Annotated in this window: 11 protein-coding genes; 6 read left to right on the top strand and 5 right to left on the bottom strand. The window is 43.8% G+C overall.

The window, feature by feature from the left end; translation table 11 throughout:
- Positions 1–133 precede the first annotated feature (133 nt).
- The 3 genes from BCT34_RS13390 to BCT34_RS13380 all read left to right on the top strand — a co-directional run bounded on the left by BCT34_RS13390 (position 134) and on the right by BCT34_RS13380 (position 2,556).
- Positions 134–1,342 (top strand): NupC/NupG family nucleoside CNT transporter, encoded by a 1,209-nt coding sequence (locus tag BCT34_RS13390; RefSeq protein WP_076651906.1) that lies wholly within the window; start codon positions 134–136, stop codon positions 1,340–1,342.
- A 302-nt stretch (positions 1,343–1,644) separates the two neighbouring features.
- Positions 1,645–1,914 (top strand): hypothetical protein, encoded by a 270-nt coding sequence (locus BCT34_RS13385; protein WP_076652130.1) that lies wholly within the window; start codon positions 1,645–1,647, stop codon positions 1,912–1,914.
- A 30-nt stretch (positions 1,915–1,944) separates the two neighbouring features.
- Entirely contained in the window at positions 1,945–2,556 is a 612-nt protein-coding gene (locus tag BCT34_RS13380; protein ID WP_076651908.1) for a class I SAM-dependent methyltransferase, read from the top strand.
- 103 nt (positions 2,557–2,659) lie between these two features.
- Here the strand turns inward: BCT34_RS13380 and BCT34_RS13375 are convergent, their stop codons facing one another.
- Positions 2,660–3,808, bottom strand: a complete 1,149-nt coding sequence (locus tag BCT34_RS13375; RefSeq protein WP_076651910.1) for a DUF3541 domain-containing protein — start codon at positions 3,806–3,808, stop codon at positions 2,660–2,662.
- A gap of 285 nt (positions 3,809–4,093) precedes the next feature.
- On the opposite strand from BCT34_RS13375, the gene BCT34_RS13370 reads away from it, so the two are divergent.
- The gene (locus BCT34_RS13370; protein ID WP_076651913.1) at positions 4,094–5,449 is read left to right on the top strand and encodes a diguanylate cyclase; all 1,356 of its coding nucleotides are present in this window, start codon (positions 4,094–4,096) and stop codon (positions 5,447–5,449) included.
- A 163-nt stretch (positions 5,450–5,612) separates the two neighbouring features.
- The gene (locus BCT34_RS13365; protein ID WP_076651914.1) at positions 5,613–7,259 is read left to right on the top strand and encodes a DEAD/DEAH box helicase; all 1,647 of its coding nucleotides are present in this window, start codon (positions 5,613–5,615) and stop codon (positions 7,257–7,259) included.
- A gap of 536 nt (positions 7,260–7,795) precedes the next feature.
- Here the strand turns inward: BCT34_RS13365 and BCT34_RS13360 are convergent.
- Positions 7,796–9,325, bottom strand: a complete 1,530-nt coding sequence (locus BCT34_RS13360) for a DUF3612 domain-containing protein (protein WP_076651916.1) — start codon at positions 9,323–9,325, stop codon at positions 7,796–7,798.
- A gap of 169 nt (positions 9,326–9,494) precedes the next feature.
- On the opposite strand from BCT34_RS13360, the gene BCT34_RS13355 reads away from it, so the two are divergent.
- On the top strand, positions 9,495–10,091 hold the full coding sequence (locus tag BCT34_RS13355) for a malate synthase (RefSeq protein ID WP_017076609.1): 597 nt from the start codon (positions 9,495–9,497) through the stop codon (positions 10,089–10,091).
- A gap of 201 nt (positions 10,092–10,292) precedes the next feature.
- Here BCT34_RS13355 and BCT34_RS13350 read toward each other — a convergent pair whose 3' ends face one another.
- From BCT34_RS13350 to BCT34_RS13340, 3 genes are all read right to left on the bottom strand, one after another.
- Entirely contained in the window at positions 10,293–11,309 is a 1,017-nt protein-coding gene (locus BCT34_RS13350; protein ID WP_076651918.1) for a GGDEF domain-containing protein, read from the bottom strand.
- Between the two features lie 459 nt (positions 11,310–11,768).
- Positions 11,769–11,981, bottom strand: a complete 213-nt coding sequence (locus BCT34_RS13345) for a cold-shock protein (RefSeq protein ID WP_004740083.1) — start codon at positions 11,979–11,981, stop codon at positions 11,769–11,771.
- A gap of 358 nt (positions 11,982–12,339) precedes the next feature.
- On the bottom strand, positions 12,340–13,617 hold the full coding sequence (locus tag BCT34_RS13340; protein ID WP_076651920.1) for a cytosine deaminase: 1,278 nt from the start codon (positions 13,615–13,617) through the stop codon (positions 12,340–12,342).
- Between the last annotated feature and the right edge of the window lie 8 nt (positions 13,618–13,625).

Here is a 13,625-nt window from a genome sequence, read left to right as displayed (position 1 = left end):
CAACTCGTTGTTACAGTCGCTAACGTTGTTAGCCCCTTCATCGCGTAGCGTTTTGCTTGCGGTTCTTTGTCCTGTTCCTTTGATGTCATTTGCTTGGCTCATGTTCACTCTTTAAGGATTATTAGGACACATTATGAATATTCTATTTGGTTTTGTCGGTGTTCTTGCACTGATTGCTTGCGCGTACCTACTATCTGAAAGTCGTTCTTCAATTAACTGGAAAACGGTCTCTCGTGCACTATTACTTCAAATTGGCTTTGCGGCCTTGGTGTTGTATTTCCCATGGGGACAATTGGCGCTAACAAGTCTAAGCAATGGTGTTTCTAGCCTGCTTGGTTTTGCAGACGTTGGTATCGCATTTCTTTTCGGTGACCTTGCTACTGAAGGCTTCATTTTCGCGGTTCGCGTACTTCCAATCATTATCTTCTTCAGTGCTTTGATTTCTGCGCTTTATTACTTGGGCATCATGCAGAAAGTGATTCAAATCTTGGGCGGAGCAGTGCAAAAACTGCTGGGTACAAGTAAAGCGGAGTCTCTGGTTGCAACAGGTAACATCTTCCTTTCTCAGGGTGAGTCTCCTCTTCTTATTCGTCCTTTTTTAAAGTCTATGACTCGTTCTGAACTGTTTGCTGTAATGGCTGGTGGTATGGCGTCGGTAGCGGGCAGTGTACTTGGTGGTTATGCTGGCCTTGGTGTTGAGCTTAAGTACCTTATCGCAGCAAGCTTTATGGCGGCTCCAGGTAGTCTATTAATGGCGAAGATCATTGTTCCTGAGCGCAGCACACCAAGTGACTACGACCATATTGAACTAGATAAAGCTGACCAAAGCAATGTGATTGATGCATTGGCAAGTGGCGCAATGAACGGTATGAAAGTCGCAGTGGCTGTCGGTACTATGTTGATTGCCTTCGTGAGTGTGATTGCGATGGTCAACACTGGCCTAGAAACCCTAGGTGAAACGTTCGGTTTTGCGGGCATTACGTTGCAAGCTATCTTCGGTTACTTGTTCTCGCCTCTAGCGTGGTTGATTGGTATTCCGAGTGATGAAGTGCTTATGGCGGGTTCTTACATCGGTCAGAAGATCGTTATGAACGAATTTGTTGCTTTCATCGACTTCGTTGAGAACAAAGCGCTGCTATCTGAGCACAGTCAAGTCATCGTGACTTTTGCTCTATGTGGTTTTGCTAACATTGGTTCTATCGCGATTCAGTTAGGTTCAATCGGTGTTATGGCTCCAGAGCGCCGTGCTGAAGTGGCGAACTTAGGTTTGAAAGCGGTAGCTGCTGGTACGCTAGCAAACCTAATGAGTGCATGTTTAGCGGGTATCTTCATCCTGCTTTAAGCTAGATTCAGTAAATGCGGACACTTTGCTTACGGTTTCAACGTGAGAAGGGTGTCCGCTTTTTTGTGCCTGTTAATCAGGCGAAATCCGATTTTGGTTGTCGGTTGCTATATGTATTTAGTGAGCAAAGGCTCACTCGGAAGGGTAATAGAGCCCATGCCTTTTATCCGATATACTTGAATATCATCAGGTTGCGATTAATACCATTCTGTATCGATTAAGAATACTCGGTTTCGACTAAGAACATCCGGTTCTGGTTAAAAACAATGGCAACCAAGCTCAATTTAATCAAGGGTCTCTCCATGAACATGCGCGTTCTCATCGGTCTTATTGTTACCTTCATTGGCTTGTTTGCGATGGTTTATCTAATTGCTGGAGGCGCTCAGTTTCCTATCTACCAGTGGCCAAAAGAGGCTTATCTTGGTTTGGTGTTTAGCGTTGTTTGGGGTACTGGTGTAGCGGCACCTGTGGCGCACTTATTCTCGGCCTTGGTATTTGTGACTATTGCTGTGGTTTGTTATGCGATCGGCTACAAGATTGGTGGCCTATTTTCTAATGACTCTAAAGCATAGCCAATTAGACGATGTGGTGAGTAATATGTAATGCATTGGAGTGATCGTTTTAAGGTGTATCTGTATCACCGAAAGCAAACCAATCGTTGGCAAGGGGATAAGGCAAAGTCTTTAGGCTGGACCAACGAAGAGAGCCAATTGTGCCGCTTCGAAGTCATTGCACGGTCGACTGATTTTGAGAAGAAGAGTGTTTTGGATCTGGGGTGTGGCTATGGAGAGTTGTTTGAACTGCTCGACAGCATCTATCGCCTCAAATCCTACACAGGTGTCGATCAGCACTCAGATTTCCTTAAGAAGGCAAAGCAGAACTACACCGAAGATCGTTGCCTGTTTTTGTCGGGTGATATGAGCAAAGTGAACCTTGAAGCGCATGATATTGTCATCGTTAGCGGTTCACTGAACTACATCTCTCGTGATTCTGATTATCTGACGAGCATGATTACTCGCATGTATGAATTGGCGAATCAAACCGTAATTTTTAACCTTCTCAACTCAAACCAATATCCCTCGCGCAATACCTTGATGAGTTATCACCCGCAGGGCGTGTATCGCTTCTGTAAAACGCTTTGTGAGGATGTCTCTTTAATAGAAGGTTACGCAGAAGGGGATTTTACAATAGTGATGAACAAAGTCGCACACTGAGTTAGACCCAGAGCTAAGTTATGGTGTCGTAAGAATCAAAAAAGCCGCAGCCCTCGAAAGGTATGCGGCTTTTTGGGTTCTAAGACCAATTTAGGTATCGATGTTAGTTCTTCTGCGGTTGGTTTTTAATGAGTCCATAAGGAATGTTAGTAAACACTTTAGGGTTGCCTTCATAAGTTGGTGCTTCATTCACTTGTTGCCAATCGAGAAGCATGATTGCTAATACGTTGCGGTGCTCACCGTACTCAAGGTCAAAATCACCAGTAATTGAAGGGATCATGCCTTGCTTCTCGTCGATAGAAGCTTGAATTGCGAGTCGAGTTTTCTCTACAACGGGATCATTTTCTAAACCAGCTAATAAGAAGGTTAATCCAACCTCAGCAATCACATCTTCTTTAGCTCGCAGTAGAATCGTATCGATGTTTTCTCTGAAGTAATCGTAGATCCATTGATGATCTTGTTCGCTTACTTGATGTTGGTAATATTCTGAATCACCAAAGATCACATGTGTCATGCCATAGATTTTATTGCCGTATTGCTGGCTTGAAAGCTTTCTGTCTTGCGAATCTGGGTACGCTTTTTTGAAGGTATCGACAAATTCATCCACGACATCCTGTTCACCCAGTTGGCGCAACCAGTAAACTTGATTAGCCAATTGAGCCGCCCACGCCTTCACCATGTCTTCATTGGTGACGTATCGTGAGAAGTCATAGCGGCGAATGATCTCGCGCAGCTTGGCATCGTTTTTGTGTTCTAAACCGTACTCGTTGGCACGAGCCATAGAGCCTAGAAGGTCGACTCCAAGGTAGAGGTACTCAGGCATGTGCTTAGTGATGTTGTAGCGTCGAACGCTGCGCTCATCATTATCGCCAATATAAGATGCAACACGCTTCTCTGAGTAGAGTACGATTTGTTCCATAGTATGAACGTCATTCGACAATGCGCTGAGCTTGCTTGCCACCCGTGCCATGTCGCTCCACACCGCAGCCGAATATTTATCGTCTAATGTTTGTCGATACATACGCAGCCCGTAGTGACCTTTTTTGAATGCAGGCAGGGTGTAAAGCTGGCTTTCGTAGGTGGTGCGAATTAGGTCTGCAGATTGCTTGAAAGATTGTTTTTGAGAGTTGAGCGAATCAGCTTGGGGTTGAACACTTGTTGTGGTTGGCACTTGAGGGCTTTCTTGTGCATGAACGCCAACGGCAACCGAGGCAGATAGCAATGTACACAGTGTGATAGTTTTTAACTTCATGTTGTGAGATACCAAGCTGATTATTAATCTATGTAAAATAACACTGATGAATCATTTAATGTAAGGTTTGGGTCAATACAATGTAAGCTTTATAAGGTTCATTAAGGTTTTTTGATTTAATAATCAATGTATTTAACGCATTGTGAAGTGATGAATCGCTCAATAATGGAATTAGACCCAACGCAAAGTATGGATTTTTAACTACTTGTCGGCATACTGGAAGAATTAGCCAGAAATGAGCCGATTTAAGGCAGTATATAGAACAAAAGTGTTTGAGGTTCGTAGATGCCAAGTGGTTCAAGCAAGCAGTGGTCTGCCAGAGTAGTATTTTTTCTTTTTTTCCTTGCGATAGTAAGCGCAGTAGAGTTCTTTCACGCCAAGCAATTAACTTTTCTTAAAAACGAATCGTATTCAGAGGCAAAAAAACAACTATCCATTATCCGTTCTCGGATTGAAGCCGCGATCGTGTCAGATATGTATATCCTCAATAATTTCTCGACTTTAGTGACCATTAACCCTGATGGTGAGGTGAAAAACTGGGACAAGATTGCTGAGAATATCATTCAAGATGGCTTTCATATTCGGCTAATCGGACTCGCCAAAGACGACATTCTAAATTTTGTTTACCCCCTGGAAGGAAATGAACAGGTGCTCGGTATTAATTATCGCGATCACCCAAATCAGTGGGAGTCTGTAGAGATAGCCCGTAACCTTGGTAATACGTTTATTGCAGGTCCCTTCGAGCTGTTTCAGGGAGGGCAAGCCCTTATTACGCGTACTCCGATCTTCCGAGATCCGCCTTTCAATCAAGATTACTGGGGTGTATCCAGCGCTGTTATAGGTTTAGACGAGCTGTTTGAAGATGTTGGAATCGGCAAGATCGAGAACAAGTATCAACTCGCGATACGGGGTAAAAACAGCTCAGGTAAAAATGGCGCTGTCTTTTATGGTACTCAGGATGTGTTCGATAATGCGTTTGCCACCGAACAGGTGAGTTTCCCATATGGGGGGTGGTACCTTGCTCTTTCTGGTAACAAACATGTATTGATGGATGAGCCTTGGTATCGAATTCAAGCGGTAAGACTGGTGAGCTACTCTATCATGTTAGTTCTGGCGTTTGCTTTCTTTACTATTTACCGCTTGTACCGTATTGCAGATAGCCGCTCTATGCATGACGAGCTAACGATGCTACCAAATCGCCGATACTTCATGTATAGCCTCAAGCAAGCCTTTAAAACCACTCAAAAACAGAAGCCAAGAACCTTTGCTGTTGTCAATATCGACCTCGATGGATTTAAAGCTATCAACGACACTTATGGTCATGCGGCTGGCGATCAGGTGCTGATCGAGTGTGCTAATCGTATTCGCAGTGAGTTACGGGTTACAGATATCGTCGCAAGGATAGGCGGTGATGAGTTCTTAGTTTTATTGCCACGCATCATCGATGATCAACATGTCTCTTCGATCGTCACTAAACTACGGAAGGCGATATGCGCGGCACCGGTTGTTTACGAAGCGCACTCAATTTATCTTCGAATTAGTGTTGGTTGGGTTATTCATAATAACAACTACAATGATGTCGATGCGCTCTTGAAAGCCGCTGATGAAAAAATGTACGAACAGAAGCGACAAGTTATCTAGGTTGAATTTGAGTTGCGATTAGAATTTAGTTGCTGAATGTGGGGAAAAGCCTCAGAATACCGCGCTTTGCTCCGTATCAATGTATTTGATGAACAAAAGCTGAAGCAACGCACTTTTTATCGTGTTGCTCATACTAAATGTTATTCAACTGAGAAAATAATCTATGAGTTTTACCTCCCTTGGCCTTTCTGAACCGATCCTTAAAGCTATTGAAGCACAAGGTTACGATAAGCCATCACCAATTCAAGAGAAAGCCGTGCCAGCTGTCCTAACGGGCAAAGATGTTATGGCCGCTGCTCAAACAGGTACAGGTAAAACTGCAGGCTTCACGCTACCTATTCTTGAAATACTATCGAAAGGCCCTCGCGTACGTCAGAATCAAGTTCGTGCGCTAGTGCTAACGCCAACTCGTGAGCTTGCAGCGCAAGTGAATGGTAGCGTAGTGAAATACGGTATTAACTTACCGCTGACTTCTACGGTAGTGTTTGGTGGCGTAAAGATTAACCCTCAGATGCAAAAACTGCGTAAAGGTAGTGACGTGTTGGTGGCAACACCTGGTCGTCTACTTGATCTATACAACCAAAATGCAGTGCGTTTTGACCAACTAGAGATCCTAGTGCTAGATGAAGCGGACCGCATGTTAGACATGGGTTTCATCCGCGATATCCGCAAGATCTTGGCTTTCCTACCTAAGAAACGTCAGAACTTACTGTTCTCAGCGACATTCTCTGATGATATCCGCAGCTTAGCGAAAGGCTTGGTGAACAACCCTGTTGAGATTTCAGTAAGCCCTGCAAACTCGACGGCAAAAACGGTTGAGCAGAGCATCTACCCAGTAGACAAAAAGAAAAAGAGCGCAATGCTAGCGAAGCTAATCAAAGATAACGATTGGCGACAAGTGTTGGTGTTCAGCAAAACAAAACACGGTGCAAACAAGCTTGCTCGCTTCCTTGAAGAGCAAAACATCACTGCTGCGCCGATTCATGGTAACAAGAGCCAAGGTGCGCGTACTAAAGCCTTAGAGAACTTTAAAACAGGTAAGGTACGAGTACTTGTAGCGACTGATATCGCTGCTCGTGGTATCGATATCCCTCAACTGCCTCAAGTCGTTAACTTCGATCTTCCACATGTATCAGAAGACTATGTACACCGTATTGGTCGTACTGGCCGTGCTGGTGAAGTAGGTAAAGCGATTTCATTGGTTTGTGCTGATGAAGTGGGTGAGTTGTTCGGTATTGAACGCCTTATCCAACAAGTGTTAGAGCGTCGCGAACTGGAAGGTTTCTCTCCAGTAAACAAGTTACCAGAGTCTCGCTTGGATACGCGCCCAATTAAGCCTAAAAAGCCGAAGAAAGCAAAACAACCACGCGAGCATGCTGATGGTCAGCGTTCAAGTGATAACGCTCGTGGTCATAAGCCGACAGGTAAGAACAAACGTCATGTAGCAGGTAATGGATCTGCGCCAAAGCGTAAGCCAACATCTGGTAAGAAACCGGCAGAAAACAATTCAGCCGCGGCAGGTGAAGATAAATCAGTAAGAAACAACGGCAGCAACTTTAAACGTGGTAATGCTGGCAATAAACCAGCTGCAAATAACGCGGGTTCTCAGAACACTCTGAGCAAACCAAGCGGTGCCGGTAAATCTAACGGTACGGGTAAGCCAAACAATGCGGGTAAACCTGCAGGCAAGCCTAAAAAATCGGGATACGGCGGTAGTTACGGTCCGGGTAAGTCATCGAATAAGCCAGCAGGTAGCAAGCCTTCGAACAAACCATCTAGAAGCCGCTCTAAGCCAGCTCCTCAGAAGTAGAGTCACTTAGGTAGCCCTTAAGTAGCTGATAGAGACCCAAGAACGAGAATTGCTTTTAGAAGAGTTCTCGCTGATTAGTGGCTTTCTACTATCTAACTCAAATAAGCGCGAATATTGAATCTCAATGTTCGCGTTTTTTTATGGGCGTTGATTTGTATTTCAGGAGAGATTTATTGCTGTCTAAAGTGATTGAATTTATGAGAAATATCGCATTTTGGGGGAGGGTAATGAATCTTTAATGATTCATTAATAACAACATAATCACTAGCGTTTTTGTTGTTGTTTGCAATTTGCAATTCCAGTTTGCAAAACAAACCATGATATACGTGCAATACGTGTCCAGATGCGTAGTAAATTGGTGCTTTATAAGTTGGCACGTATGCTGCATTAGTAACGGTGACCCTTCTTAAGCCGAGGGTCACCTAGCCAACTGACGTTGTTAGTGAACCTTTTTTGTTCACACAAAATATATGACCAATCACGCTTATTGTGGTTGGTTTTTTTTTGCCTGAATTTTAGGTTCTATTGTTACTTTTTTATCCACCACACTTCGAATAACAGCTTGGTTGGCGTGGACATTCTCCACCTCTAGAGCAGATAAGCCTCGCCTCTGTCTCAATCCCACGTTCAATCCAGTTTATATTTAGAATCTTGGCTATTGTCGTGAGATCTTTTTTGATGTTACGCGGGATTGCCACAGAGCCACCATTGTTAACGCATGACGCTTTAAGTTGCTCTGCAATGTCTCTTGAATTACCGCCTTGAGCATCAATCGCAGGGTTTAAATCTATACCAGCACACAACACACGATTGTTACCCGCAGGATCCGTCATATTGATGGATTCACAACAGTAAATTCTTGGCTCATCGCCCACATTCAAAATGGAGATCTGAGCCGAGCTCCCCGCCCGAGGTTCTGATAATCGACGGAACACAGCCCAATGTTGACATGGGTCAGCGACCGTTCTCATATTTCCCCAAGGTAGTGGAATCCCGTTCCCGCGATATACCGCCTTGAGTTTCCCCGGCCCATAAGCATCAAAGTAGTGCCAGTGAGGGTAGGGCGATACTACAGTCATTCGACGCATCGCAACAGAGGGGGAAACCCCTGCTCTTTTGTGGACGTCGATTTCGTAACCAGTGCGGTCGAGTAGTTGCCTGAATGGGACTTTCGGACACAGTAGTGCTCCTGCAAAGAAGCTGGACTCAAAATCTCGCCATGCTTGAAGAATGTCTTGAGAGTTGAGCTGTGAAGATCCTGATACCTGGTTGTCGTCCCATGTGTTGTTGTTGCCGACCGACAACACGCTCTTCAAGCCTTCTTTACTGTGCAGAATACAATGGCCGATATAAACCGAAAGATCGTATTTCAGACGAGTTGGATACTCTTTAAGAATCTCGTTTAAAAAGATCGTACCGGGAGGCTCAAAGAATGACGTCACCAGTTGCTTTGCATTAATCCCAAGCTCATCGACTACGTCTTGCGGCGTGCGCGTCACCCAGCGGATGTTAATTCCAAGGGTTCTAGCGATGTCTATAAGGTCTTCTACGCTCAGGTTAAGACGCTTTAAGCCAACTTCCTCCGCAGCGCGTTCAAGGTCAGGGAAGTGGTTCTGGTTGCTTTCTTGGTGAGCTCGAATCAAAAGGTGTGCAAACTGGCGGCCAGAGATCCCTGTTTGTGAAAGCATTTCAGGAATCGCAATTTGCAGGATGTCGTTGGAGAAAAGGAAGCTCGGCTCGAGTGCCATGCCACTTATCCCTCCACGATTTCCTTTATCAGGGGCAATGGCTTGTTGTTCAGATTCGTCGTCGAGGAACCACGTCGGATTCTTCTGAAAGACCTGTGCGATCACTTCCAGCATATCGATACTTGGAACCCGCTTACCGCGTTCAATCATCGAAAGGTAAGAAACGGAAGGCGCATATTCTGGGTTGATTCTAATACAACGCGCAGACAGATCTTCCATCGTTAAATGGTTACGTTTTCTTAGGTTACGTATTTTCGTACCTAGGAAATGCGACTGACGAACTAAACTTTTTGACAAGGGCATATTTGTAAAATTCACATTGTAAAATTTTTGTTGTGAAATTGTATGTAAAAAAGCGCTAATCTACAAACTAAGCAATTCACAAAATGACAAATAAATTAAACGTTAGTTTGGAATAATTGCTCTAGGACACATTTTTGCTGTAGAAATCGGTGGTTATCACCGGACTGGTCAAGAGGGAAAGACTATGAATATGCTGACATTCGATAAAACAGAAATCCAAAAACAATCAAAGCCATTTATCGCTGAAGCTGTCTTTGCCGTGGAGACAATCAGTGCAAACCAGCAAACTGAAAAGCAAGTGAAAGCAAAGCAATTGCTTGACCGACTCTTCCCATTAGAGAATGGCTCACACCAAGACGTAACTAGCTATGTAGTGGATTACCGACATATCATGGCTTACTTTAAAGACGGTCAGCACAGCGGCTTAAAGCATCCTAAACAGTTTGTAGCGTACATGGGTGAGAAGAACGATCCTGACTCAATCCTGTTCCGTGATGGGAGTGGAAGCCACCTAGAGGTGATGTTTGGTTGTCACAAAGGAACCGGTTGTATTGAGTTGGTGGAAATCGATGATATCCAGCTGGAATCTTGCACCACGTTTGGCCAATCACCAATGGAAGCAACAACCACAATGCGAGAAGAGACTATTGCGGCAATGCGACACTGGATCAGTTTGATTCAAGGTGATGCAAAAGGTAAACCAAAGGCATGCAGTGAAGACAAAGAGTTCAGAGCGAAGAGTGGTGAAGATTACTGCCTGAATTACTGCTACCAACTTTAGTGGCAAGAAGTAAGGTTTCGTGAACGAGAGAGTTAAAGCTAGTAGTCAACCAACTAATACGTAGTTAATAAATTGACACGCAACCAACGAAAAGCCCCAAAGATTAACGCAGAAGTTAGTCTTTGGGGCTTTTTGATGTTCTTTTTAGGCGTTTTTATGGATGGTTCATTGGAGCTAGTAAAGCCGAGCTACTGATAAACCTTAAAGAGGCATGACTCGATTACGACCAAGTGATTTCGCTTCATAAAGTAGCTTGTCAGCGCGTTCGATCAATGATTGAGCAGATTCACCCGGTTCAAGCTCAGCAACACCAAACGATGCCGTGATGCTACCGACTTGTTCACCACTGCGGCGATCTTTAATCGACAGCTTTTCTAAAGAACGACGATTGGTATCCGCGAGTTGGCGAGCAATACGCAAAGACTTGTTTGGCACAATAAGCGCGAACTCTTCACCGCCAAATCGGTAAGCGGAAATACCATCGCGACAGCTTAACTTCAGCTTACGAGCAATACCCTTAAGAACCATATCGCCAAACAGGTGGCCATAGGTGTCGTTGAAATTTTTAAAGTGGTCGATATCGAGAAGAATCAAACACAAAGATTGCTGTGCTTCACACAGAGTTTCCATATCACGATCGAAAGAGCGTCGGTTATAGAGTGTGGTTGTGCTATCGAAGAGCGCATCTTTCTGTACTTCTACCAACTGGTTTTTGAGCTTAGTGATTTCTGACGTCGCGGAGTTTAGTTGTGAGTTCAAAAACTGAGTAGAGTGACGAATATGACGAGACTCAGAAACCAGTTGGCGAACCAGAGACATGACTTCGTCAATGGATAAGCTTTCATGATCAACACGAGCCAGATCTTCGAAGCTTTTATCGATCATGTCAGAAAAAGCGGAGGTGTCGGTCAGGGTGTCGTTCATTGAATTGGAAACTTCAGAAACCAACAGTTCCAAATTAGCGCGGAGGTCATTGATATTGGTTTCAGATTTGCTAGCAACATAGTTGTTGTAAAGCTGCTCACCAACGGCAGGAGGGCAAATACCGTAGTGTTCTAAGATACCATCCATGTCTTGAGTCAGCTGTGGAATAGCGTTGTCGACATAGGTATACCAAAGTGCGTAATTTGCAGGTGTAGTCGACACCCGGTTCTTCATCATTAGAGGTACCGCTTTTTTTAGATTTGCGGTGGATTTCTGAAATTCGTCTTTGTTCATTATTTTTACTGCAGATACCAAAACAACTAAGCCACTTGTGGACAAGGTTAGCGGATTTCGAAGGTCTTTGCTTTAAAAATTATATGATTAATGGATGAGGATTGGGTAAATAACTCATTTTTATTATGAATATCGATTGCGTATTCATAATTGCAATCTAATGGATTGTTATTTAACCATATTTTGGACTATCAAACTTTCGGGATAGAGTGAGTTTATATCAAAATATTAGCGATAAATGCGTACTGTCGTTTCGGGGAGGTGCGTATAAAAAGGAGAGTAAATTGATCGTCGTGCTTTTCTGAGAGAAGCTAGATTAGGAGGTTTGTCCGGCGGTTTGAGTCATGACGAGTTAACGAATGAAACCAATACTAAGAGTAGGAAAGGATTTATGAGCAGGTATAAAAAAGCGCCGATAAAAATCAGCGCTTTAAAATTCTTTTTAGCTATAAGAGCTAATTATTGAGCAACAACGTTTGCTGCTTGTAGGCCTTTTTGACCGTTTTCAACTTCGAAAGAAACCTTTTGGCCTTCTTTCAGAGTTTTGAAGCCTTCAGAAACGATTGCACGGAAGTGTACGAATACGTCAGCGCCGCCGTTGTCTTGAGAAATGAAACCGAAACCTTTCTCTTCGTTAAACCATTTTACAGTGCCAGTATTTGTGTTAGACATAATTTGTCCCTTATTCATAAATTTTCTAAATTGTTGATTGCATTTAATGCAATGCGCTGATAATTGAATTATTTAATATTGCTAAGAAATAAGGAAAAACTACTTACAAAAACGGGTAACGATTTTACATGTCAATTTTTTACTATTCATCTAACTTAAATAACTCCGGCTAACAGAGCGAGAGCATGTTAACACAGTCTTTTGAGATGTACACGCATTGCTTAAGAAATTTGCGTTTTTTTTGTCATACCGTGCGAGTGTACAAAATTCACACTGATTTAGTGATAGTTTTGTCGCTTCTTCCAGCACAACAAAAGGAAGCATCTCAGCTTCCTTTTGATCATTAGTATAGACGATATTAACGCTTGAAGTTGATATCTTCAGTCTGATCTAAATTAATTTTTGTCTTAGCTGGTTGAGTCTCTGCAATCACCTTACCGTGACGTATTGAGTACTGCACTGGTACTTGGCGGCGCACTGCATCAAAACCATTGTCAGCAGGAAGAATCAGTAGGCTACCTGGCTTACCTTCTTCGATGCCGAAGTTGTCTTGGATGTTCAATGTGCGAGCAGAGTTCTTACTGATCAAATCAAGTGAGTTGTTGATCTGGTCGTAACCCATAACCTGTGTCACATGCAGTCCCATGTGCAGAACTTGAAGCATGTTCGCTGTACCCAGTGGGTACCATGGGTCGAAGACATCATCGTGGCCAAAACAAACGTTGATGTTTGCTGCCAGCATTTCTTTAACGCGCGTAACACCACGGCGTTTCGGGTAATCGTCGAAACGGCCTTGTAAGTGAATGTTCACTAACGGGTTTGCCACGAAGTTGATACCAGACATCTTCAACAGACGGAACAAGCGAGACGCGTAAGCACCATTGTAAGAGCCCATCGCAGTCGTGTGGCTTGCTGTTACTTTTTCGCCCATCTCAAATTTATGAGCAAGGGCTGCGAGCGTTTCAACAAAACGAGATTGTTCGTCGTCAATTTCATCACAGTGAACATCGATCAGACAGTCGTATTTGCGAGCAAGCTCGAACACGTAATGCAGAGATTCAACACCGTATTCACGAGTGAATTCAAAGTGAGGGATAGCACCAATCACGTCAGCACCGATTTTCACAGCTTCTTCTAGAAGTTCCTTGCCGTTAGGGTAAGAAAGAATGCCTTCTTGAGGGAATGCAACGATCTGGATGTCGACCCACTCTTTCATCTCTTCACGAACTTCAACCATCGCTCTTAAAGCAACGAGTGTTGGGTCAGATACATCGACGTGAGTACGCACGTGTTGAACACCGTTGGCAATCTGCCATTTCAGTGTTTGTTTGGCACGAGACTTGACGTCTTCGATTGATAGCAGTTCTTTACGCTCAGCCCAACGCTCAATACCTTCAAACAAAGTGCCAGAGATGTTCCAGTTAGGCTCACCAGCAGTTTGAGTAGTATCTAGGTGGATGTGCGGTTCACAGAAAGGAGTAACTGCAATGCCACCTTCAGCATCAAGGATGTCACCTTGATGATTGATTTGTGCGTCATTATCGAGAATGCGAGAAAATTGACCATTTTCAATCAGAATCTGTTTCAAGCCCTCTTGGTCTTGAAGTTTCGCGTTCTTGATTAATAAGCTTGTCATAGTGTGTC

This window comes from Vibrio sp. 10N.261.45.E2 (genome assembly GCF_002875705.1).
Taxonomy (GTDB): Bacteria; Pseudomonadota; Gammaproteobacteria; order Enterobacterales; family Vibrionaceae; genus Vibrio.
This window is presented reverse-complemented; position numbering and strand designations above follow the sequence as displayed.